The organism is Lentzea miocenica (genome assembly GCF_033949945.1).
Classification (GTDB): Bacteria; Actinomycetota; Actinomycetes; order Mycobacteriales; family Pseudonocardiaceae; genus Lentzea; species Lentzea miocenica.
The window spans coordinates 1-20,301 of the sequence record NZ_JAXAVW010000001.1 but is presented as its reverse complement, the minus strand read 5'-3'; the positions used below and the strand labels follow the sequence as shown (position 1 = coordinate 20,301).

Here is a 20,301-nt window from a genome sequence, read left to right as displayed (position 1 = left end):
CGCAGCAGACCGTGACGTTGTCGTCCTGTTCAGTCACCGCAGCGGCGGTATGCGGCGAATCAGACGGCGCACGAGGGTGATCACGTGCCCACCCGGAGACAGTTCCTCGTCCTGAGCTCCACAGCAGCGCTCACCGGTCTGCTGTCCGAGACTCCCGCGTCCGCAGCCGAGGTCGCGCAGCCGTACGCGTCCTACTGGCACCCGGCCACGATCCTCGACTGGGATCCGGCGACCGACCGGGACGCCAGGTACAACCGCGGCACCGTCCCGCTGGCACGGAGGGTGGTCCCGGCCAGACCGGCCAACGCGCACGCCCACCCGAACGAAGCCCGTGTGCAGGCGCTGGTGGCGTACGCGCCGACGAGCAACAACCCGGCGCAGGGCTCGCTCGACATGAACTACTACGCCACGAACTACTGGCAGTACATCGACGAACTGGTGTTCTGGGGTGGTTCCGCGTCCGAGGGCCTGATCCTCGCGCCGAACCCGACCGTCACCGACGCCGCGCACCGCAACGGTGTCCGCGTGATCGGCAACGTCTTCCTCCCGCCGACCGCGTACGGCGGCCAGATCCAGTGGGTCCGCGACTTCGTCAGGCGCGAGGGCGACCGGTTCCCGGTGGCGGACAAGATGATCCAGGTCGCGCGCCACCACGGGTTCGACGGCTGGTTCCTCAACCAGGAGACCGCCGGCGGCAACACCCAGCTCGCGAACGACATGCGCGACTTCATCGTCTACCTGCGCAAGAGCGGGCTGCGGGTCATCTGGTACGACGCGATGACCGACAGCGGAGGTGTGAGCTGGCAGAACGCGCTGACCGAGCGGAACCGGATGTTCTTCGAGCAGTCCGACGAGATGTTCCTGAACTTCTGGTGGAGCACGCAGGGCCTGGCGAACTCGGCCTCACTCGCGCGGCAGATGGGCCGCAGCCCGTACGACCTCGCGTCCGGTGTGGACGTCGAGGCGAACGGCTACAACACGAGCATCGGCTGGGCCTCGGTGTTCCCCGAGGGCAAGCCGCACACGACCTCGCTCGGCTTCTACCGTCCGGAGTGGACGTTCAAGTCGTCGACCGGTCCCGCCGACTTCTACGCCCGCGACAACAGGTTCTGGGTCGGCCCCAACGGTGATCCGTCGAACACCACGACGACGGCGAACTGGAAGGGCATCGCGCACTACATCACCGAGCTGACGCCGATCACCTCGCTGCCGTTCGTGACGAACTTCAACACCGGGCACGGCGGGAAGTTCGCCGTCAACGGCACCGTGCGATCGAGTCAGGCGTGGAACAACCTGTCGCTGCAGGACGTGCTGCCGACGTGGCGGTGGAGCGTCACCGGTACCGGCACCAAGGTCGTGCCGTCGCTGGACTGGGACGACCCGTACGACGGCGGCACCGCGCTGAAGATCACCGGTACTCCCCTGTCGGCCAACGACGTCAGGCTGTTCGCCACGTCGTTGAAGCTGACCGGGAGCAGCCAGTTCGAGATCGTCCACCGCACCGGCACCGGGCCGTCGCGGCTGCAGGCGGTGCTGCGGTTCGGTGCCGTGGAGAAGGTCCTGGACCTCGGCGGCGTCTCCGGGGCGTGGCGGCGCAGCGTGTTCCCACTCGGCGAGCACTCCGGCGCGACGCTCACCGAGATCTCGCTGCGGGTGCTGCCCGGTGCCGCGGTGACGGCGCTGATCGGCCGGATCGGCGTCACGAACCCGGTGCTGACGCCGCCCGTCGCGCCGTCGAACGTGCGGGTCGAGCAGGTGAGCCGCACCAACGCCACGACGGTGTCGGCACGGCTCACCTGGACTCGCTCGCCCGGTTCCGTTCGGCAGTACCGGGTCTACAAGTGGACCGGTTCCGAGCGGATCTTCCTCGGTGGCACGACGAACGACGCGTACTTCGTGCCCGCCATCCCGCTGACGAACGGCGAGACCGCGCAGATCGAGGTCGAGGCGGTCACCGAGGCGTTCGACGTCTCACCGCCCGCTCGCATCTCCGTCACTGGAACACCCTGACGTAGTCCAGCACCATGTCCTGCGGCAGCTGCGTCCCGGCCCCCGGCGGGCCGGGCCAGTCGCCGCCCACCGCGTTGTTGATGATGATGAAGAACGGGTGGTCGTAGACCCACGGCCCGCGGGTGGTCTCCAGCTGGTTCCGGTCGACGGTGAAGAACCTGTTGCCGTCCACGCTGAACGTCATGTGGCTGGAGTCCCACTCGACCGCGAACGTCCGGAACGCCGAGGACGCCGGCTGGCCGAGGTCGAGCGGCGCCCCTGCCCCGCCCGCGCCGAAGTACGCGGGCGCGTGCAGCGTCGAGTAGACCCGGTTCGGCTCCTTGCCGACGTGTTCCATGATGTCGATCTCGCCGCACGCGGGCCACGGCGTGCGCTTGTCGAAGAAGTCCGCGCCCAGCATCCAGAACGCCGGCCACAACCCCTGCGTCGACGACACCTTGATCCGCGCCTCCACCCGGCCGTAGGTGAAGGTGAACTTGCCGTAGGTGTTCAGCCGTGCCGAGGTGTACTGGCAGGTCGTGCTGCCGCTGACCGGGTCCGGCGGGCAGGCGCTGCCCGGCATGACCTCACGCCGTGCTTGCAGCACCAGGTTGCCGTTGCCGTCGTGCCGGGCGTTGTTGTTGTTCGTGTAGTACTGAAGTTCGTTGTTCACACCAGGTCCGGTCTCCGGCTGCCACTTCGCGGCGTCCGGCCCGGTGCCCGCGGGCGCGTTGAACTCGTCCGCCCACACCAGCCGGCCGGGGAACGCCGGGTTCGGCGGCAGCGACGGGGCGGGCGTCGGGTTGCCGCCGGTGCCGTAGACCTGGAACTCCCACATCGAGTAGCCGTAGCCGTTCGACCTGGCGGTGCCGTACATCCGGACGTACCGGCCGGTGCCGCTGACCGTCAGCGTCTCCTTGAAGCCACGGCCGGTGGTGGTCGAGTAGATCTCGCGCCAGCTCGAGTTGTCGCCCGAGACCTCGATCCGGTACGCGGTCGCGAACGCCGGATCCCATTGCAGGACGACCTTCGAGATCGTGGCGGGGGCACCGAGGTCGACCGAGATCCAGCCGGGGTCGACCCAGCCCGTCGTGGCGCTGGTGGCCCAGCGGGTGGCGGGGTCGCGGTCGAACGCCTTGGCGGGCGTGCACCCGCCGCAGTTCGGGTCGTCCTGGAAGGTCGACGCGGCACCGGGTTTGCCGTAGGAGAGCAGGGTTTCGGCGTTTCCGGTGTCCCTGGTGCCGAACACCTGGAACTCCCAGAGCGAATAACCCCACTGGGTGGCGCGCTGGGTCAGGTCGAGCCGGACGTACCGGCCGGTGCCGGTGACCGGCAGGGTTTGCGTGCCGCCCGGACCGGTCGTCGTGTTGTAGAGATCGTTCCAGGTGTTGCCGTCCGGGGAGATCTTGAGACTGAACGCCCTGGCGTGCGCGGTTTCCCACGAGAGCGTGACCTGGTCGACTTTCGCGGTGGAACCGAGATCTATTTGGATCCATTGCGGGTCGCTGAACTCGCTGGACCAGCGGGTGCCGAGATCGCCGTCCACCGCCGCCGTCGCACCGAAGACGGCGTTCTCGCTGGTGGAGGCGGTGACCGGACGGTTCTGGGAAATGAGCGGGCCGGCGGCGTGAGCCGGGGTGATCATCGCGGCCGCGAGGACCGCGACGACGAGCAGCGGCAGTCTTGCGCGGTGAAGCCTTCCTGACATGGATGCTCCTGGGGCCGGAGGGATCGTGAGAGCGCCCTCCTGACCTGAGCGTCAACGCAGCGGACACGTGATGTCAAGAAAACCGGGACTTACTGAACGTTTCTTGCGGATTGACTGCGGATTACGGCCTGCGTCATGCTCGATCTGCGTGAGAGCGCTCTCCCAATCCTGCTGTGGAGAGGAAAGCTTCAATGAAGAAGCCTGTTCTGCACCTAGCCGCCATCATCGGACTGATCGCCGCCGCACTGAGCATTCCCGTTGCGGCGCAAGGAGAACCGGTACGGGTCGCCGAGTTCCTCGCGGAGTGTCCGATCAGCCACCGGCTGGCCGACGACCCGATCGTCCTGCCGAACCTCGCCGGTGCGTCCCACTCGCACGACTTCTTCGGCAACCACTCGACGACCGCTCGCTCGACCACCCCGCAGTCGCTGGAAGGACAGTCCGGCAACTGCAACCCGGTCTCGGACATCTCGTCGTACTGGGTGCCGACGTTGTACCGGAACAACACGGCGATCGCCCCGACCGGTGTGACCTTCTACTACCTGGGCGAAGGAGTGAACAACCCGGGAGCGATCCAGCCCACGCCGTACGGGCTGAAGATCGTCGCGGGCAACGCGAAGGCCACCGGTGACCACGACAGCATCGCCCGCTGGTCCTGTCTGCACGCCGGGCACGTCAACCCGTCCAAGAACTTCGTGACGTGCCCGGCCGGCACGATGCTGGAGACCTACCTGGACTTCCCGCAGTGCTGGGACGGCCGCAACCTCGACTCGGCCGACCACAAGTCGCACATGTCCTACCCGGTCGCGGGCGGATGCCCGTCCTCGCACCCGGTTTCCGTGCCGAAGCTGCGGATGGTGCTGCGGTATCCGGTCAGCGGCAGCACCTCGGGACTGCGTCTGGCCTCCGGCACAGGGCAGACGATGCACGGTGACTTCTTCAACGTGTGGCCGCGCGCCGAGATGGAGCGCCGCGTCCGCAACTGCATCAACGTGGTGATGAAATGCGATCACGCCGGCAACCACGGCTGATCGTGGTCCTGCTGGCAGGCCTCCTCCTCGGGGCCTGCCAGCAGGAACCCACACCCGCCGGCCCGCCGTCGCCCACTTCTGCCGCCAACGGTTACGGCGCAACGGAACGCGCGTTCGTCGAACTCGCGATCGCGACGGACGAGCAGGCGTTGAAACTGGTGGAGCTCGACGGAAACACCGCGCTGATCGAGAACCGCCGCACCGAGCTCGTGGAGTTGCGCAAACTGCTCGACGCGCCGTACGTGAACAACCACGCGGGCCACGACATGCCTGGCATGCCAACGGATGCGGAGATCCAGCTCGCCTCGACCAGCCCGGACGCGCGCAAGCAGTTCGTGCGCACGCATCTCACCGAGTCGCTGGAGGTGCTGCGCTCGGCCGGTTCCGCGATCACCCACCAGCCGACCGCGGAGGTGGTCGAGCTGATGGAACGCCACCGCACCGCGGAGCTCGCCGGCGGGTGAAGAGTCACGTCCGCGCGCGCACCGGCATGTCCCGCGCGACCGCCCACGTGCAGGCAACCGCGACCACCCACGCGAGCAGCGACACCACGTGCCAGCCGGAGCCGAGCAAGTCCGGGGCGTCCCTGATGAACGGCATGTCCCCGGTGCCGGGCATCGTGATCCCCGGCACGAGCACCAGCGCCAGGCCGACCGGCAGCGAGAGCACCCCGCCCAGGCCCCACCGGTCGAACGCGGCGGTGACGAACATGCCCACACCGCACCACACCAGGAACATCAGGAAGTACGCGAGCGGCGACCCGTGCGGGGTGGTCCGCCAGTCCATCAGGTCGTAGACGCCGCCTTCGACTAGGAACCCGAGCCACGCCAGCAGCGTCATCGCGAGCGCGAAGACCGCGGTGAAGCCGGTCGCCGCCACCAGGAACTCGCGACGCGTGCGGCCGTGCGCGATCGCGATCGGCAGCACGTTGTGGATCGTGTACACACCCACCCAGAGCACGAACCAGCGCGCGATCTGCACGGTGACCAGCATCCACCCGCTGAAGACGATGTCGGCGAACAGCGAGATGACGAACGAGACGGCGAGCACCAGCAGGAAGACGCAGCCGGCCACGATCGCGCCGAACGACACCAGCGACGTGGTCAGGTGCCGGAAGACCTTCACAGCTTCCCTCCGACCGGTTCGGTGAGGTGGACGAACAGGTCCTGCAACGCGATCGGCCCGAGCTCCAGCCCCAGCTGACGGGCCCGGACGAGGTGCGCGTCGTCGAGCGCGCCGTAGACCATCGCGGCCTTGGTGCGCCCCAACGACTTCTCGCTCAGCACGGTCAGCCCCGCGGTGAACTCGTCGACGTCCGAAGCGTTCCCCGTGACCTCGGTGCCACGCGACCGCAGCACGTCCGCCTCCTCCTGCAACACCAGGCGGCCGCTGTCGATGATCACAACCTCCTCCAGCAACGAGGCGAGCTCCTCGATGAGGTGCGTGGAGATGATGATCGTGCGCGGGTGCGCCATGAAGTCGTTGAGCAGCGCGTCGTAGAACGCGTACCGGGTCGGCGTGTCCATGCCGAGGTGCGACTCGTCGAGCATCGTCAGCGGCGACCGGCTGGCCAGCCCGATCACCACGCCCAGCGCGGACCGCTGCCCCAGCGACAGCTCGCCCACCTTGGTCTTCGACGAGATCTTGAACAGCTCGGTCAGCTCAAGCGCGTAGTCGTTGTCCCACGTGTCACGCCAAGCCGCCCCGTACTCGAGGACGTACGAGACCTTGTCCCCCTTGTCGGCCGCATCAGCGGAGTGACGCACCAAGCACACCTGGCGCATCGCGGTGGCGTTCTCGAACACCGGCGTGCCGTCGAGCAGCACCGATCCGTGCGGCCTGCGATAACCGGCGAGCGCGGACATCAGGCTGGTCTTGCCGGAGCCGTTGCGGCCCAGCAGGCCGTAGATCTTGTTGCCGGACAACGAGAAGCTCATGTCGTCGATGGCGGTGACGTCTCCGTAGCGCACCGTCACGCCCTGCACGTCAACCCGCATCACACGTCTCCGTTCTCGTGCTGCTCGATGCGGCGGACGACCTCGGCGAGCGGAATGCCGATGGCGCGCGCCTCCGCGACCATCGGATCCACGACCTCGCCGAAGAAGGTCTCCCTCCCCTGTGCCCGCAGCATGTCGCGAGCCCTCGTGCTCACGAACATCCCGATCCCCCTCTTCTTGTAGAGCACCTGCTCGTCCACGAGCTGCTGAAAGGCTTTCGCCGCCGTGGCCGGGTTGATCCGGTAGTAAGCGGCGTACTGGTTGGTCGACATGACCTGTTCGTCCGCCTTCAACGCCCCGCTGAGCACGTCCGCCTTGATCCGGTCGGCGATCTGCCGGTAGATCGGGCTCCGGTCGTCGAACATGGCTTACTTCCTCGGTTCGTTACTCATGTAATGAACCATAGCAGTGGCGGCGTAGCATTGGCCACGTGGTCGGGATCGCGATTCTGTGCGCGGTGCTCGCCGCCGGGTGCAGTGCGCTCGGCGCGCTCTGGCAGCACGCCGGGGTGCGGGAACTGACCGACCTGAAACTGACCTCGGCGCACCGGCTGTTGTCGTCGCGCCGCTGGGTCTACGGCTTCCTGGTGCTGTTCGGCTGCGCGGTTCTGCAGGTCATCGCGCTGGCACTGGCCCCGGTTTCCGTTGTCGCGCCGTTGAACGCGCTCGCCATCCCGCTCATCGCCGTCGCGCGGGCACGCAGGCTGACCGGTCTGCTCGCGGTGGCGGTGCTGGTGGCGACGGCCGGGATCGTCGTGTTCGTGTCCATCACGGCGGGCGAGGCGGTGCCGGCCGAGATCTCGCCGAAGATCGTGCTGCAGGCAGGCCAGCTGGTCGTCGCCGGCGTCCTGGTCTGCACGGTCGCGGCGACGTTCAGCACCGGGGCGGTGCGGGCGTTCTCGCTCTCCGTGGGTGCCGGAATCCTCTACGGCCTGGTCGCCGTGCTGGTCCGGGACGTCACCACCGCGTTGCCGGCGATCGAGTGGGTGTCGCTGACCGGGCTGGCGGTGGCGTTCCTCGTGGGCGCCTGGTTCATCCAGCTCGGGTACGCGGCCGGCCCGCCGGACCTCGTCGTGGCCGGGCAGACCGTGGTCAACCCGATCGTCGCGGCCTGGATCGGCATCAAGCTGGTGGGCGAGGGCACGGGCATGAGCGGGCTCATGCAGGCAGGCCTGGTGATCAGCGCGACAGCCGCGGTCTGCGGAACCGTCGTGCTGGCCTACTACCACCGTGTCAGGGTGGAGGCATGACCTTCGTCGTAACGGGCGGCAACGGCGCGCTCGGCCGGCATGTCGTCGCCGCACTGCCCGGCGCCAGGTCCGTCTCCCGGTCCACCGGCACGGATCTGTTGCGGGGCACCGGATTGGGCGCACTGCGCGCGGACGTGGTCGTGCATTGCGCCACGTCGTTCCGGCGCGAGGTCGACATGGCACGGGTGGTGCTCGCGGCCAAACCCGCGTACCTGGTGTACATCTCGATCGTCGGCTGCGACCAGGTCCCACTCCCCTACTACAAGCAGAAGCACGCGGCCGAGCGGGTGATCGCCGAGTCCGGTGTGCCGCACACGATCCTGCGGGCCACGCAGTTCCACTCGTTGCTGCGCAGGATGTTCGACGCCGCGTCGAAGCTGCCGCTCATGCTCGTGCCGGGGTTCGCCTTCCAGCCCGTCGACGAGGCCGAGGTGGCCCTGGAACTGGCGGTGCTGGCCCAAGGCGCACCTGTGGGCACGGCCCCGGAGATGGGCGGGCCGGAGATCCGCGAAGCCGTCGATCTCGCGCGAACCTATTTGGCCGCAACGGGTAAGAAGCGCACGCTGGTGCCGTTGAAGGTGCCGGGAGCGACGTACCGCGCCTACCGCGCGGGCGGGAACCTGACTCCCGGCCGCGCGGTGGGCGAGCGAACGTTCAGCGACTACCTCAGCGGATAGAGGCGGGACGGAGGTCCGTCCAGTTCTCCTCCACGTACGCCAGGCACGCTTCGCGGCTCTCCTCGCCGAACACCTGGGTCCACCCGGCGGGCACCTCCGCGAACGCCGGCCACAGCGAGTGCTGCTGCTCTTCGTTGACCAGCACGAAGAAACGGCCCTGCGGGTCCTCGAACGGGTTGGTCATCACTAGCCCTTCCTGATGGAACTACTTGACTGCTTGGAGCTTCAGTTCTGCCTGGTGCTGCTGCACCCGCCGCAGAACCGAGTCGAGAATCTCGCCGACGCGCACGGCCGTGTTCGAGAGCAACGACGACGTGATGCCGTGCGTGTGTTCCGTACCGCCCTGCAGATAAATGCCGCCGGAGATCTCGTTGTTCGTGACGACACGGTAGTCGCGGGTGACCTTCAACCGGCCGTGCTCGTCGCGTTCGCAATGGTCCGCGAGATCACCGAGCAACCTGACCGGGTTCGCCGGCCGGTACCCGGTCGCGTAGACGATCACGTCCGCGTCGATCGGCAGCTGGCCGCCGTCCGCGAGCGACTCGATCACGCACTTGCCGTCCGGGTTCACGTCGGTGAGCCGGGACGTGTTGTGCAGCAACAACCTCTGCTGCCCGACGACCTTCTCCCGGTACACCCGCCGGTACAGCTCCTCGATCAGGTCCTGGTCGACCACGCCGTAGTTCGTGTTGGCGTGGTAGCCCATCAGCCTGCGCTTGACCTCCTCCGGCGCGGAGTAGAAGTCGTCCACCGCGGCGGGGTCGAAGATCCGGTTCGCGAACGAGCTGTCGTCGGCGGGGCTGTACCCGTACCGCGCGAAGACCCCGTGCACCTCGGCCGCGGGGAAGCGGTCGTGGAAGAACGCCACGGTCTCCGCCGCGCTCTGCCCGGCACCGACCACGACGACGTGCCGGGGATCCCGCAGGCTGTCGATCCGCGTCAGCAGGTCCTTGTTGTGCCAGACCCGCTCGCCGGCCTCGACGCCGTCCGGCAGGTTCGCCTCCAGCCCGGTGGCCAGCACGAGGTTGCGGGTCCTGACCGACTGCGCGCCGACGGTGATCTCGAACCCGTCGTCGTGGGTGCGGACCCCGGTGACCTCGGCGCCGTACGAGACGTGGTGCGCGACCTGTTCCGCGGCCCACTCGAAGTAGTCGTGGAACTCCTTGCGCAGCGGAAACAGGTTCTTGTGGTTGACGAAGTCCACCAGCCGCCCGCGGTCGCGCAGGTAGCACAGGAAGCTGAAAGCGCTGGTCGGGTTCCGCAGCGTGACCAGGTCCTTGAGGAACGACACCTGCATGGTGGCGTCCTCCAGCAGCATCCCCCGATGCCAGCCGAACCGCGCCTGCCTCTCGAAGAAGCGCGCCCGGACGGGCCGCTCGTGCTCCTCCACGGCGATCGCGAGAGCGAGGTTGGACGGGCCGAAGCCAATGCCGGCCAGGTCTAACACCGGTTCCATCGCGATCCTCTCCAGGCACTCCCGGGCAGCGTAAAGTAACCCTAACTTAACTAAGGTATGCCTTAGCTAGTACATTCGGACGTGATCTACGCCGCTGGAGCGCCGTTCGACCCGGAGTCGAGGACGACGCGGGCGTTCTTCCCGAGCAACGTGCTCGCGGTCAGCCCGAACATGTCGTGAAAGCTGTCGCTGAAGTGACTCGGCGAGGCGAACCCTGCCTCGACGGACGCCCTGGTCAGGTCCGCACCCCCGGCCGTGGCCGCCGCGACGCGCAGCATCCGCGCCCACAGCCGGTAGCGGCGGAAACTCGTGCCCGCCTGCGCCGAGAAGAGGTGCAGGAACCTCGAAGTCGACAGGCTGAGCTCGGCCGCGACCTGCGGCGCGCTCAGGCACGGGTGCGCCAGGAGGATGCCGAGCGCGGTGCGGATCCGGTCGTCCGAGAGGTCCGGTTCCAGGTAGAGGAACAGCATCCGGCCGCCGTCCGAGACGACCTGGTGCCGCGTCCGCGCCGGGATCAGGGCGCTGCGCACCTTCCGCTCGTCACCACCGCACCGGAGCAGGAACGGCGCGTCGACGCCCAGCGCGAAGCAGTGCACGGAACCGGAGTGCGGGTCGAGGTCGAGCGACGGTCCCAGGTAGGCGGCCTGGCCGGGCCAGATCCAGATCGTCGCCCGCTCCCGCGGGCAGCACGTTTCCGGAAGCGCGGCGTCGGTCACGCGACCGATGATTCCACGCGTGCGAACCAGAGCGGGACAAACGTTGTTGGTGGCAGCAGGCCTGATCAACGTGCTGCCAGGTGCCGGCGCCGTGTCGCCGGAGTGGATGCGAGCGGCCTACGGCATCGATGTGGCCGGCGCGGACCTGGAGGTGCTCCTGCGGCACAGAGCGATCCTGCTCGCCCTGGTCGGCGCGTTCGCGATCGTGTCCGCGTTCCGCCCGGCCCTGCGTCCCGCCGCGATCACCGGCAACACGGTCAGCACGGGCACCTTTCTGCTCCTCGCGCTGACCACCCCGGCGCTGAACCACCAGCTGGTCCGGGTGGCGCAGGTGGATGCCGTGGCGCTGCTCGTGCCGGCGTCGGCAGCGGTCCTGCTCAGGGCCGGAGTGCGCGCATGACGACAGCGGTCATCGTCATCGCCGGAGTGTTCTTCCTCGGCATGGGCGTCTACGCACTCGTCGCACCGGCAGCCCTCGTCCGGCCGTTCCGCATCGTCGCCGGCACACCGGAGAGCCGGTCCGAGATCCGCGCGGTCTACGGCGGGTTCGGCGTCGCGATCGCCGCGGTGCTGGCCGCGGCGGCGCTGGACGTGGGCGGCATCCGCACGGGCGCGGTCATCACCGTCGGGGCCGCCCTGGCCGGCATGGCCCTCGGCCGGGTGCTCTCCCGGCTCGCCGACGCCGCCACGCCGTTCTACCCGGTCTGGTTCTACTTCTGGGTCGAGGTCGTCACCGCCGCGCTGCTGTTCAGCGTCGCGTGATGGAACCGGCCCAGTCGCCGTGGGGGCGCAGAGATTCCACGACGACCGGGCCGGAGAACGGGCAACCTAAGCCCGGGACCGCGTGATCAGATCCCGGTACCACTGCGCGCTCTGCTTCAAAGTCCGCGCCTGAGTCTCGTAATCCACCCGGACGATGCCGAAACGCTTGGCATACCCGTAGCCCCACTCGAAGTTGTCCATCAGGGACCACGCCAGGTACCCGCGCACGTCCGCACCGGCCCGGACGGCAGCGGCCACCGCCGAGATGTGCGACTCCAGGTACGACACCCGGTCGACGTCGGCGACGTACCCGTCCTCGACGTCCAGGTCGTCGAAGGCGGCACCGTTCTCGGTGATCACCATCGGCACGCCGTAGTCCTGCTGCAACCGCACCAGCAACGAGGTGAACCCCTCGGGCACGATCTCCCAGTCCATGGCCGTGACGGGCCGGCCCTGCGGCACCACCTCGGCCGCGGCGGGGTCATCGGTCGCCTTCAGCACGTGCGAGGTGTAGTAGTTGACCCCGAGCACGTCCAGCGGCGTGGAGATGATCTCCAGGTCACCGGACCGCGCCGGTATCTCGGCGCCGCGGGCGGCGATGTCGACCAGCACGTCCTCCGGATAACGCCCGTGCACCAGCGGATCCAGGTAGATCCGGGTGCCCAGCCCGTCGGCACGCCGGGCAGCGTCGACGTCGCGAGGATCATCGGACGCGGGCGTGTGGACGCCCATGTTGAGCGTGATCCCCAACGACGCCACGCCGCGCGACCGCAGTTCCTGCGCGGCGAGACCGTGCGCCAGCAACAGGTGGTGGACCGCTCGCATGGACTCGGCGAAGTTCTGGCGGCCAGGCGCGTGCCGTCCGGTGTCGTAGCCCAGCACCGCGGAACACCAGGGCTCGTTCAGCGTCGTCCAGGTGGGCACCCGATCGCCCAGGGCGTCGTGCACCAGTCCCGCGTACTCGGCGAAGCGGTAGGCCGTGTCGCGGTGCGGCCAGCCGCCGGCGTCCTCCAGCTCCTGCGGCAGGTCCCAGTGGTACAGCGTCAGCCAGGGGTCGACGCCCTTCTCCAGCAGCTCGTCCACGAGCCGGGAGTAGAAGTCCATCCCCTTGGCGTTGACCGGTCCGCGGCCACCCGGCTGAACACGCGGCCAGGACACCGAGAACCGGTACTTGTCCACGCCCAGCCGGGCGATCATCGCCACGTCGGACGGCATCCGGTGGTAGTGATCGCAGGCGACGTCGCCGTTCTCACCGTTGGCCACCGCTCCCGGCCTGCGGGAGAAGGTGTCCCAAATGGACAGGGTGCGGCCGTCCTCGTCGAACGCGCCCTCGATCTGGTAGGCGGAGGTGGCCACGCCCCAGAAGAAGTCGGCCGGCAGCCCGGCGGTCACCTCAGACACGCACGTCCTCCAGCCAACAGGCCACCCGGCGCCGTTCCTCGACGATCTCCAGCGACGGCATCCGCTCACCACAGACGTCGAGCGCCTGGGGGCAACGGGGGTGGAACGGACATCCGGTGGGCATCGAGCGCAGGTCCGGCGGCGAGCCGGGAATCCCCTTCAGCTCCCGCCTGGCCCCGCGCAGGGCGGGGAACGACGACAGCAACCCCTGGCTGTACGGGTGCTTGGCGGCGCGGTAGATCTCGGCCGCCGGAGCCTCCTCCACCACCCGTCCGCCGTACATGATCGCGATGCGGTCGGAGAACTCGACCAGCAGCGAGATGTCGTGGGTGATGAAGACGATCGAGAAGCCGAGCGTCTCGCGCAGCCTCATCATCTGACCGAGGATCTGCCGCTGCACCACCACGTCCAGCGCGGTGGTCGGCTCGTCCATGATGACGATCTCGGGTTCCAGCGCCAGCGCCATCGCGATCATCACGCGCTGCCGCATGCCACCGGACAGCTGGTGCGGGTACGACGCGAGCCGGTCGACCGGAATCCCGACGAGCGACAGCAGTTCGCGGCCACGCGCGGTCCGTTCCGGGCGCTTCATGCCCGGCCGGTGGGTGCGCAGCACGTCGTCGATCTGCGTGCCGACCGAGATCACCGGGTTCAGGGCGTTCATCGCGCCCTGGAACACGATCGCGATCTCGTTCCAGCGCAGCACCTGCAGCTGCTTCTCGGTCAGCGACAACAGGTCCTGCCCCTTGAACAGCACCTGGCCGGACGGCACCTTGCCCGGCGTCTGCAGCAGGCGGGTCGCGGCGTAGGCCAAAGTGGACTTGCCGCTGCCGCTCTCCCCCGCCAGTCCGAGGACCTCGCCCGCGTTCAACGTCAACGAGACGTTGTGCACGGCTCGCAGGGTTCCGTAGTCCACCGAGAGATCGCGGATCTCCAGCACCGGGCTCATGCGCGCACCTTCCGCAGCCGGGGATTCGCGTACTCGTCGATCCCGAAGTTGATCAGCGCCAGCGCCGTGCCGAGCAGTGCGATGCACAGGCCGGCGGGGACGAACCACCACCACGCGCCCTGGCCGAGCGCCTGGTTGCTCTGCGCCCAGAACAGGATCGTGCCCCAGTTCCAGGTCGACAGCGACACGACGCCGACGAACGACAGGGTGATCTGCAGCATGACCGCGAAGATCACCGTGCCGACGAACCCCGAGCCGATCACGGCCAGCAGGTTCGGCAGCACCTCGAACACGATGATGCGCCAGGTCCGTTCCCCGGACGCTCGCGCGGCCTCCACGAAGTCCCTGCGCCGCAACGACATCGTTTGCGCGCGCAGGATGCGGGCGCCCCACGCCCACGCGGTCAGGCTGATCACCGCCGCGATCAGCACGGTGTCCGCCGACGGCAGCATCGAGGCCACGATGATGATCAGCGGCAGCGCCGGGATCACCAGGAAGACGTTGGACAGCATGGACAACGCCTCGTCGGCGGCACCACCGAGGAACCCGGCGGTCACCCCGACCAGGATCGACAGGAAGGTCGCCAGCACACCGCAGACGAGCCCGACGATCATCACTCCCCTGGTGCCCACGAGCACCTGGGAGAAGATGTCCTGCCCGGTCATGGTCGTGCCGAACCAGTGCGCGCCCGAGGGTGGTGACAGGAGGTCGTCACCCATCGCGGACGGGTCGTACGGCGCGATCCACTCGCCGATCACGGCGATCAGCGCGAAGAAGGCCAGAATTCCCAGGCCCAGCTTGGTCTTGAAGTTCATCGCGGAATCAGCCCTCCCGCCGCGTGCGCGGGTCGAGCAGCAGGTAGCCGACGTCCGCGAGCAGGTTCGCCACCAGCACCGCCAGGGTGATCACCAGGAACACGCCCTGCATCAACGGGTAGTCCTTCGCACCGATGCCCTGGAACAGCACGTATCCCAGGCCGGGATAGGAGAAGACCATCTCCACCAGCAACGCGCCGCCGACGATGAAACCCAGCGACAGCGCGAATCCGGAGATCGACGGCAGCACGGCGTTGCGGGCGGCGTAGGCGAACATGATCCGCCGCTGCGACAGGCCCTTGGCCCGCGCGACCAGCACGTAGTCCTCGGCCGTCACGGTCACCATCATGTTGCGCATGCCCAGGATCCAGCCGGCCACCGAGCTCACCACGATCGTGATGCCGGGGAGCACGGCGTGTTCCAGGACGCTGCCGATGAACTCACCGGAGAACTCCGGCACCAGCCCGGCCGCGTACCCGCCGGACGCCGGGAACAGCGGCCACGTCACGGAGAACACCGAGATCGCGATCAGCCCGAGCCAGAAGTACGGGATCGACGACAGGAACGTCGTCACCGGGATGAGCGAGTCCATCCACGACCCGCGCTTCCACCCCGCGTAGACGCCCATGAGGGTGCCCAGCAGGAACGCGATGATCGTGGTCACGCCGACCAGCCCGAGCGTCCACGGCAGCGACTGCGACAGCACGTCGGCGACCGGCGTCGGGAAGAACGTGAACGACAGCCCGAGGTCGCCCTTCAGCAGCGCGCCCCAGTAGTCGAGGTACTGCTCCCAGATCGACTTCTTCTCGTCCAGCCCGAACAGGATGTACAGCGAGGCCATCGCGTCGCTGTTCAACCGGCCGCCGAGCTTGGTGATCATCGCCTGCACCGGGTCGCCCGGCAGCAGGCGCGGCAACATGAAGTTCGCCGTGATCGCCGCCCACAGGGTGACCAGGTAGAACAGCGCACGGCGCAACAGGAACGTCATGCCGCCGCCTCCACGTACAGCCAGCAGGCCGCCCAGTGCCCGTAGGAGTCGACCTCGGTGCGCGGCGGCGCGTCGGTCCAGCAGCGCGACTGCACCTTCGGGCAGCGCGGCGCGAACTGGCAGCCCGCGGACACCGCCGCGACCTCCTCCGGCGGGGCGTCCAGCGCGATCACCGATCGTTCCGGATCAGGCGCGGACTCGATCAGCAGCTGTGTGTACGGATGCGCCGGCCGTTGCGTCACGGTCTCGCTGTCGCCGCCCTCGACGATCTGCCCGCCGTACATCACGAACGTCTCGTCCGCGAAGTACCGTGCCGACGCGATGTCGTGGGTGATGTAGAGAACCGCGAGCTTCAGCCGTTCCTTGAGGTCCAGCAACAGGTTCAGCACGCCGAGCCGGATCGAGACGTCCAACATGGACACCGGCTCGTCGGCGAGCAGCACCTCGGGGTGGGCAGCCAGCGCCCGCGCGATCGCCACGCGCTGCCGTTGACCGCCCGACAGCTCGTGCGGGTACCGCGCGGCGAAGTCGGCGGGCAGGTTCACCCGCTCCAGCAGCTCCTCCACCGTCTCCTGCCGCTTGTGGATCTTCAGCGGCCGGGTCAGGTGGTAGCGGATCGTGTGGATCGGGTTGAGCGAGGCGAACGGGTCCTGGAACACCATCTGGACCTTGCGCCGGTACTCCCGGACCCGCCGCACCTTCTTGCCGTCCAGCAGGATCTCGCCCGCGGTGGGATCCACCAGCCGCGCCAGCAGCTTCGCCACCGTCGACTTGCCCGATCCCGATTCGCCGACGAGGGCGGTCACGCGCCCGCGGCGCAGGACGATGGAGACGTCCTGCACCGCGCGCACGCGCTTGTAGGTCTTGACCAGACCTTTCGCTTCAAGCGCGACTTCATTCATTACGACCCCGCGGGCTTCAGCTTCATGACGATCTGCAGGGCGTTGGGCAGGGTGGCCTGCGGCGGGCCGTACGGGTCCTCCTCGGTCGGCCAGCCGACCCAGTTCTTCGTGCTGTACTCCGCACCGATCGGACCGGCGGACGTCGGGATCATCGGCACCTGCTCGACCATGATCTTCTGCAGCACCGCCAGGCTCTTCGCCCGCGTCGCGTCGTCGGCGGCGTTCGCGTACTCGGCCAGGGCAGCGGTCGCCTGGGGGCTGTTGTAGCGACCGAAGTTCACCGCCGCGGTCTGCCCGACCGGCTTGATCTCCGCGCCGTCCATGATGTTCTGGTACATCTCGTACGGCGTCGCGCCGGTGTTGGTCCAGCGCAACGAGCCCTGGAACGCGCCGTTCGCGAAGTCGGTCGTCCACGCGTCCGCGGTCTGCGTGCGCACGGTCGCCTCGATGCCGATCTTCTTCAGGTCGCTCTTGATGATGTCGAGCACCGTCAGGTAGTCGGACCAGCCGGACGGGTTGGTCAGCTCGATCGTGACCGGCTTGCCGCCGGGCGCCTTGAGCACGCCACCGTCCAAAGTGAACCCGGCACCCGCCAGCTTCTGCTTCGCCTTGTCGACGTCGATCTTGAACCGCGCGTCCTTGTACTCCGGCGCGAGGAACGACTCACCGGCGGGCAACGGCATTCCGGTGGGCGACTCGAGCTTCGGGAACAGGCGGGCCTCACCGCGGACGAAGATCGCTTCGCGGTCGATCACGTCGCTCATGGCCGAGCGCAGCGCGGCGTTGTCGAACGGCGCGACCGTGGTGTTCAGCCACAGGCCGTGGATGCCGAGACCGGCGGGAAACCACAGCTTGTGGTTGGCCGGGTCCTTGTCGACGTAGAGCTTCTGGTAGTCCGGGATGAAGACGTACGACCACTGGCTCGCACCCGACGCCAGCGCGGTGGTCTGCGCCGTGTTGTCGTTGTACGAGGTGTACTGGATCTCCGGAACCTTGGGCAGTTCCTGCCAGTACTCGGTCCGCCGCGCGATCGTGACGGTCTGCGAGGTGAACGACTTCAGCTGGTACGGGCCGGTGCCGACGGGGTTCGGGTTCGTGTAGGTCGTCGGGTCGGGGACGGTGCTCCAGACGTGCTGGGGAATCACCATCGCGCTGATGACCTTGTTGCGGTTCACGAACTGCGGCGAGGCGAACGTGACCTCGACCTTGCCGTCCGGCGTCGCCGTCGCGGTCTCGACCTTGAGCGAGTCGCGGTTGTTGAGCGCCGGCCACTTCTTGAGGATCTCGTACGAGAAGGCGACGTCGGCCGCGGTGAGCGGCTTGCCGTCGGACCACTTCACGTTCTCCCGGAGCGTGAAGGTGACCTTCTTGTAGTTGTCCGCCCAGTCCCACTTCGTCGCGAGCCACGGCACGGGCTCCTGGGCAGGCCGCGTGTTGTTCACGAACGCGAGCGGCTCGTAGATCTGGTAGCGGTAGCCGAGCGAACCCGCTGCCGACGTGGGCAGGAACGGGTTGTGGTTCTCGGTCAGCGGCCCGTTGGGCATGCCCACGGTCAACACTCCGGCGGCCTTGGTAGCGCCGCCGGAGGAGCAACCTGTCGCCGCGAGCGCCAGTGCTAACGCGACGATGATTGTTCTGCGCATGGGGGAATCTCCCGATACGACGATGCATGAGAGCGCTCTCTCATGCGTACGGCGAACTGGCCAGGCCGCATGCGGTGGCCTGGCGAGTTCGTTCAGTTGTGGTGGAGCGGGTGGGTCAGGGCGCGGATTCGCGCACGATCAAGGAGGTCGGCAGCACCAGCGGATGGTCGGGCATCGGCTGTCCCTCCAGCGTGGAGAGCAGCATCCGCGCGGCGGCGGCACCCATCTCCTGTCCCGGCTGGCGGATCGTCGTCAGCCGGGGCTCGGTGTGGTTCGCGACCGGGACGTCGTCGAAGCCGACCACGGACACGTCGTCGGGGACGGTCCTGCCCGCCTCACGCAGCGCCCGCAGCACACCGACCGCGGAAAGGTCGTTGTGGGCGAACACGGCGTCGAACGGGATTCCGCTCGCGATGAGCTTGTCGACGGCGACTTCCCCGCCTTCGGTGGTGAAGTCGCCGTCGACGATGAGGTCCGGGTGCAGCGTCAGGCCCGCTTCCGCCAAAGCGAGCCGGAACCCGTCCAGCCTCGCCTGAGTGCACCCGAAGTGCGGTGGTCCGGTGACGACGGCGAACCTGCGGCGGCCGGCCGCGACGAGATGCCTCGCGACATCCGCGCCTCCCTGCCGGTTCGTCGTCGTCACCGAAGGGAACTCCGGGTGCGATCCGCGATCGTCGATCATGACGACCGGCAGACCCGCCCGGTAGAGCGTCGAGATGTAGTGCAGGGTGTCCGGCGGCTCGACCACGAGCAGGCCGTCGAAAGCGTTGGCGGACACGTGGTTCGCGAACTGGTTCAGCGACTCCGGCCCGCGGTTGATCGTGTAGAGCAGCAGCCCGTACCCGTCGGCCTCGAGCGTGTCGACGATCCCCTGGAGGACCTCGCCCATCCACGGCCAGGTGAGCGACGGCGCCAGCATGCCGACCGTGCGGGTACGACCCCGCGCCAAGCCGACCGCACGTGCGCTGGGCACGTACCCGATCTCGTCGATGACCTTGCGGACGCGCTGCGCGGTGGAGGCGTCCACGTCCGGCTTACCGTTCAGCACACGTGACACGGTCGCTTTGGACACCTGGGCGCGTTGGGCGACCTCTGCGATCGTGACACGCATGCCGAACTTCCTTCCGCCGCCTCTGAAACCGGTTTCGGTACCGGTTCCGACGAGGTGTGACGGAGTCAACAGCCTGACGTGAGGATTAGTCAAGACTCTTGCCCGAACTTCGTGAGAGCGTTTCCACGGAGGCTCACATCACCGCAGGTGAGACCTGATCAGGTGACTCGAATTGAGACTACTTGATCGAGTCCGCGTTTCCGGTGCCCCTAGGCCGAACGGAGCACTGAAAGCCCCGCCGCCGATCGTGCACAATCAGGTGCATGGGGGTTGTCACAGCGGTTTGCCGCAACGAGGAGTACACGTTCACCAAGCCCGTCCGTTCGAGCATCACCCTGCTCGCGGGGCTCGGCGTCGAGGGCGACGTCCACCAGGGCGTCACGGTGAAGCACCGCTCGCGGATGGCGCAGGATCCGACGCAGCCGAACCTGCGCCAGGTGCACCTGATGCACGCCGAACTCTTCGACGAGTTGCGGGACAAGGGTCACGCCGTCGAACCGGGCGAGATCGGCGAGAACGTCACGACCCGCGGCATCGACCTGCTGGGTCTGCCCACCGGGACGTTGCTCCACTTGGGACCCGAGGCCGTGGTCGAGGTGACCGGGCTGCGCAACCCGTGCCTGCAGATCGACGGCTTCTCGAAGGGGCTGCTCAAGGAGGTCGTGGGCAAGGGGTCGGCCGGCGAGCTGATCCGGCGCGCGGGGATCATGTCGGTCGTGCTCGTGGGCGGCGTCGTGAGTCCTGGTGACGAGATCCAGGTGGAACTGCCCGCCGAACCGCACCGCCCGCTGGAGAAGGTCTAGACGAGTAAGTCCTAACTGATCAGTGATCGAAGGCGATCAGGGATCGGGTGACGGGCTGGCCGGTGGCGCGGTTGTGCCAGATCGCGGCGGTCAACGCCAGCAGG

22 protein-coding genes are annotated in these 20,301 nt (G+C 68.1%); 8 read left to right on the top strand and 14 right to left on the bottom strand.

The genetic code is table 11. The annotated features are described in order from the left end of the window. Positions 1-84: 84 nt before the first annotated feature. Positions 85-2,010 carry an endo-beta-N-acetylglucosaminidase gene (locus SK803_RS00115; protein ID WP_319963594.1) on the top strand — a complete coding sequence of 642 codons (1,926 nt, stop codon included), beginning with the start codon at positions 85-87 and terminating at the stop codon, positions 2,008-2,010. Here SK803_RS00115 and SK803_RS00110 read toward each other — a convergent pair. Continuing rightward, positions 1,994-3,697 (bottom strand): discoidin domain-containing protein, encoded by a 1,704-nt coding sequence (locus SK803_RS00110; RefSeq protein ID WP_319963593.1) that lies wholly within the window; start codon positions 3,695-3,697, stop codon positions 1,994-1,996. The genes SK803_RS00115 and SK803_RS00110 overlap by 17 nt on opposite strands. Positions 3,698-3,888: 191 nt before the next feature. On the opposite strand from SK803_RS00110, the gene SK803_RS00105 reads away from it, so the two are divergent. Both SK803_RS00105 and SK803_RS00100 read left to right on the top strand, forming a co-directional pair. After that, positions 3,889-4,728 carry a DUF1996 domain-containing protein gene (locus tag SK803_RS00105; protein ID WP_319963592.1) on the top strand — a complete coding sequence of 280 codons (840 nt, stop codon included), beginning with the start codon at positions 3,889-3,891 and terminating at the stop codon, positions 4,726-4,728. Beyond that, positions 4,701-5,192: a hypothetical protein gene (locus SK803_RS00100; RefSeq protein ID WP_319963591.1), complete on the top strand. Its 492-nt coding sequence runs from the start codon at positions 4,701-4,703 to the stop codon at positions 5,190-5,192. Before SK803_RS00105 ends, SK803_RS00100 begins: the two co-directional genes overlap by 28 nt. Positions 5,193-5,196: 4 nt before the next feature. Here the strand turns inward: SK803_RS00100 and SK803_RS00095 are convergent, their stop codons facing one another. Genes SK803_RS00095 through SK803_RS00085 form a run of 3 tightly spaced genes read right to left on the bottom strand, consistent with a single transcriptional unit; the run spans position 5,197 to position 7,090 of the window. Continuing rightward, complete coding sequence (locus SK803_RS00095) at positions 5,197-5,853, bottom strand: hypothetical protein (RefSeq protein WP_319963590.1); 657 nt, start codon at positions 5,851-5,853, stop codon at positions 5,197-5,199. Then, positions 5,850-6,725, bottom strand: coding sequence for an ABC transporter ATP-binding protein (locus SK803_RS00090; RefSeq protein WP_319963589.1), 876 nt, complete (start codon positions 6,723-6,725; stop codon positions 5,850-5,852). The genes SK803_RS00095 and SK803_RS00090 overlap by 4 nt, the downstream gene beginning before the upstream one ends. Continuing rightward, the gene (locus tag SK803_RS00085) at positions 6,725-7,090 is read right to left on the bottom strand and encodes a GntR family transcriptional regulator (RefSeq protein ID WP_319963588.1); all 366 of its coding nucleotides are present in this window, start codon (positions 7,088-7,090) and stop codon (positions 6,725-6,727) included. The genes SK803_RS00090 and SK803_RS00085 overlap by 1 nt, the downstream gene beginning before the upstream one ends. A gap of 65 nt (positions 7,091-7,155) precedes the next feature. On the opposite strand from SK803_RS00085, the gene SK803_RS00080 reads away from it, so the two are divergent. Together SK803_RS00080 and SK803_RS00075 are read left to right on the top strand one after the other, a co-directional pair. After that, positions 7,156-7,974 carry a DMT family protein gene (locus SK803_RS00080; protein ID WP_319963587.1) on the top strand — a complete coding sequence of 273 codons (819 nt, stop codon included), beginning with the start codon at positions 7,156-7,158 and terminating at the stop codon, positions 7,972-7,974. Beyond that, positions 7,971-8,651 (top strand): SDR family oxidoreductase, encoded by a 681-nt coding sequence (locus SK803_RS00075; protein ID WP_319963586.1) that lies wholly within the window; start codon positions 7,971-7,973, stop codon positions 8,649-8,651. Before SK803_RS00080 ends, SK803_RS00075 begins: the two co-directional genes overlap by 4 nt. On the opposite strand, the gene SK803_RS00070 is transcribed toward SK803_RS00075, so the two are convergent. From SK803_RS00070 to SK803_RS00060, 3 genes are all read right to left on the bottom strand, one after another. Beyond that, on the bottom strand, positions 8,641-8,835 hold the full coding sequence (locus SK803_RS00070) for an MbtH family protein (protein WP_319963585.1): 195 nt from the start codon (positions 8,833-8,835) through the stop codon (positions 8,641-8,643). The genes SK803_RS00075 and SK803_RS00070 overlap by 11 nt on opposite strands. 21 nt (positions 8,836-8,856) lie before the next feature. Next, positions 8,857-10,107, bottom strand: a complete 1,251-nt coding sequence (locus tag SK803_RS00065; protein ID WP_319963584.1) for a lysine N(6)-hydroxylase/L-ornithine N(5)-oxygenase family protein — start codon at positions 10,105-10,107, stop codon at positions 8,857-8,859. 86 nt (positions 10,108-10,193) lie between these two features. Continuing rightward, on the bottom strand, positions 10,194-10,823 hold the full coding sequence (locus SK803_RS00060) for a helix-turn-helix domain-containing protein (protein ID WP_319963583.1): 630 nt from the start codon (positions 10,821-10,823) through the stop codon (positions 10,194-10,196). Between the two features lie 19 nt (positions 10,824-10,842). On the opposite strand from SK803_RS00060, the gene SK803_RS00055 reads away from it, so the two are divergent. Beyond that, positions 10,843-11,223: a hypothetical protein gene (locus tag SK803_RS00055; protein ID WP_319963582.1), complete on the top strand. Its 381-nt coding sequence runs from the start codon at positions 10,843-10,845 to the stop codon at positions 11,221-11,223. Continuing rightward, positions 11,220-11,585: a DUF4345 domain-containing protein gene (locus SK803_RS00050; RefSeq protein WP_319963581.1), complete on the top strand. Its 366-nt coding sequence runs from the start codon at positions 11,220-11,222 to the stop codon at positions 11,583-11,585. Before SK803_RS00055 ends, SK803_RS00050 begins: the two co-directional genes overlap by 4 nt. Before the next feature lie 66 nt (positions 11,586-11,651). Here the strand turns inward: SK803_RS00050 and SK803_RS00045 are convergent, their stop codons facing one another. The 7 genes from SK803_RS00045 to SK803_RS00010 form a co-directional block, all read right to left on the bottom strand. Next, positions 11,652-12,986: a GH1 family beta-glucosidase gene (locus SK803_RS00045; protein ID WP_319963580.1), complete on the bottom strand. Its 1,335-nt coding sequence runs from the start codon at positions 12,984-12,986 to the stop codon at positions 11,652-11,654. After that, on the bottom strand, positions 12,979-13,935 hold the full coding sequence (locus SK803_RS00040) for an ABC transporter ATP-binding protein (RefSeq protein WP_319963579.1): 957 nt from the start codon (positions 13,933-13,935) through the stop codon (positions 12,979-12,981). Before SK803_RS00040 ends, SK803_RS00045 begins: the two co-directional genes overlap by 8 nt. Further along, positions 13,932-14,750: an ABC transporter permease gene (locus SK803_RS00035; RefSeq protein ID WP_319963578.1), complete on the bottom strand. Its 819-nt coding sequence runs from the start codon at positions 14,748-14,750 to the stop codon at positions 13,932-13,934. Before SK803_RS00035 ends, SK803_RS00040 begins: the two co-directional genes overlap by 4 nt. A gap of 7 nt (positions 14,751-14,757) precedes the next feature. Beyond that, on the bottom strand, positions 14,758-15,738 hold the full coding sequence (locus SK803_RS00030) for an ABC transporter permease (protein WP_319963577.1): 981 nt from the start codon (positions 15,736-15,738) through the stop codon (positions 14,758-14,760). Beyond that, a complete protein-coding gene (locus SK803_RS46460) occupies positions 15,735-16,640 on the bottom strand; it encodes an ABC transporter ATP-binding protein (protein ID WP_406601456.1) in 906 nt (301 codons plus the stop codon). Before SK803_RS46460 ends, SK803_RS00030 begins: the two co-directional genes overlap by 4 nt. After that, positions 16,640-18,283, bottom strand: coding sequence for an ABC transporter substrate-binding protein (locus SK803_RS00015; RefSeq protein ID WP_319963576.1), 1,644 nt, complete (start codon positions 18,281-18,283; stop codon positions 16,640-16,642). Before SK803_RS00015 ends, SK803_RS46460 begins: the two co-directional genes overlap by 1 nt. Before the next feature lie 115 nt (positions 18,284-18,398). Next, a complete protein-coding gene (locus SK803_RS00010; RefSeq protein WP_319963575.1) occupies positions 18,399-19,394 on the bottom strand; it encodes a LacI family DNA-binding transcriptional regulator in 996 nt (331 codons plus the stop codon). A gap of 263 nt (positions 19,395-19,657) precedes the next feature. On the opposite strand from SK803_RS00010, the gene SK803_RS00005 reads away from it, so the two are divergent. Continuing rightward, a complete protein-coding gene (locus tag SK803_RS00005; protein WP_319963574.1) occupies positions 19,658-20,197 on the top strand; it encodes an MOSC domain-containing protein in 540 nt (179 codons plus the stop codon). Positions 20,198-20,301: the final 104 nt, after the last annotated feature.

Coding starts and splice junctions, on each gene's coding strand:
- SK803_RS00005 (WP_319963574.1), top strand. CDS start 19,658: ATGGGGGTTGTCACAGCGGTTTGCCGCAACGAGGAGTACACGTTCACC.
- SK803_RS00105 (WP_319963592.1), top strand. CDS start 3,889: ATGAAGAAGCCTGTTCTGCACCTAGCCGCCATCATCGGACTGATCGCC.
- SK803_RS00100 (WP_319963591.1), top strand. CDS start 4,701: ATGCGATCACGCCGGCAACCACGGCTGATCGTGGTCCTGCTGGCAGGC.
- SK803_RS00110 (WP_319963593.1), bottom strand. CDS start 3,697: ATGTCAGGAAGGCTTCACCGCGCAAGACTGCCGCTGCTCGTCGTCGCG.
- SK803_RS00015 (WP_319963576.1), bottom strand. CDS start 18,283: ATGCGCAGAACAATCATCGTCGCGTTAGCACTGGCGCTCGCGGCGACA.
- SK803_RS00085 (WP_319963588.1), bottom strand. CDS start 7,090: ATGTTCGACGACCGGAGCCCGATCTACCGGCAGATCGCCGACCGGATC.
- SK803_RS00040 (WP_319963579.1), bottom strand. CDS start 13,935: ATGAGCCCGGTGCTGGAGATCCGCGATCTCTCGGTGGACTACGGAACC.
- SK803_RS00035 (WP_319963578.1), bottom strand. CDS start 14,750: ATGAACTTCAAGACCAAGCTGGGCCTGGGAATTCTGGCCTTCTTCGCG.
- SK803_RS00065 (WP_319963584.1), bottom strand. CDS start 10,107: ATGGAACCGGTGTTAGACCTGGCCGGCATTGGCTTCGGCCCGTCCAAC.
- SK803_RS00050 (WP_319963581.1), top strand. CDS start 11,220: ATGACGACAGCGGTCATCGTCATCGCCGGAGTGTTCTTCCTCGGCATG.
- SK803_RS00010 (WP_319963575.1), bottom strand. CDS start 19,394: ATGCGTGTCACGATCGCAGAGGTCGCCCAACGCGCCCAGGTGTCCAAA.
- SK803_RS00090 (WP_319963589.1), bottom strand. CDS start 6,725: ATGCGGGTTGACGTGCAGGGCGTGACGGTGCGCTACGGAGACGTCACC.
- SK803_RS00070 (WP_319963585.1), bottom strand. CDS start 8,835: ATGACCAACCCGTTCGAGGACCCGCAGGGCCGTTTCTTCGTGCTGGTC.
- SK803_RS00030 (WP_319963577.1), bottom strand. CDS start 15,738: ATGACGTTCCTGTTGCGCCGTGCGCTGTTCTACCTGGTCACCCTGTGG.
- SK803_RS46460 (WP_406601456.1), bottom strand. CDS start 16,640: ATGAATGAAGTCGCGCTTGAAGCGAAAGGTCTGGTCAAGACCTACAAG.
- SK803_RS00075 (WP_319963586.1), top strand. CDS start 7,971: ATGACCTTCGTCGTAACGGGCGGCAACGGCGCGCTCGGCCGGCATGTC.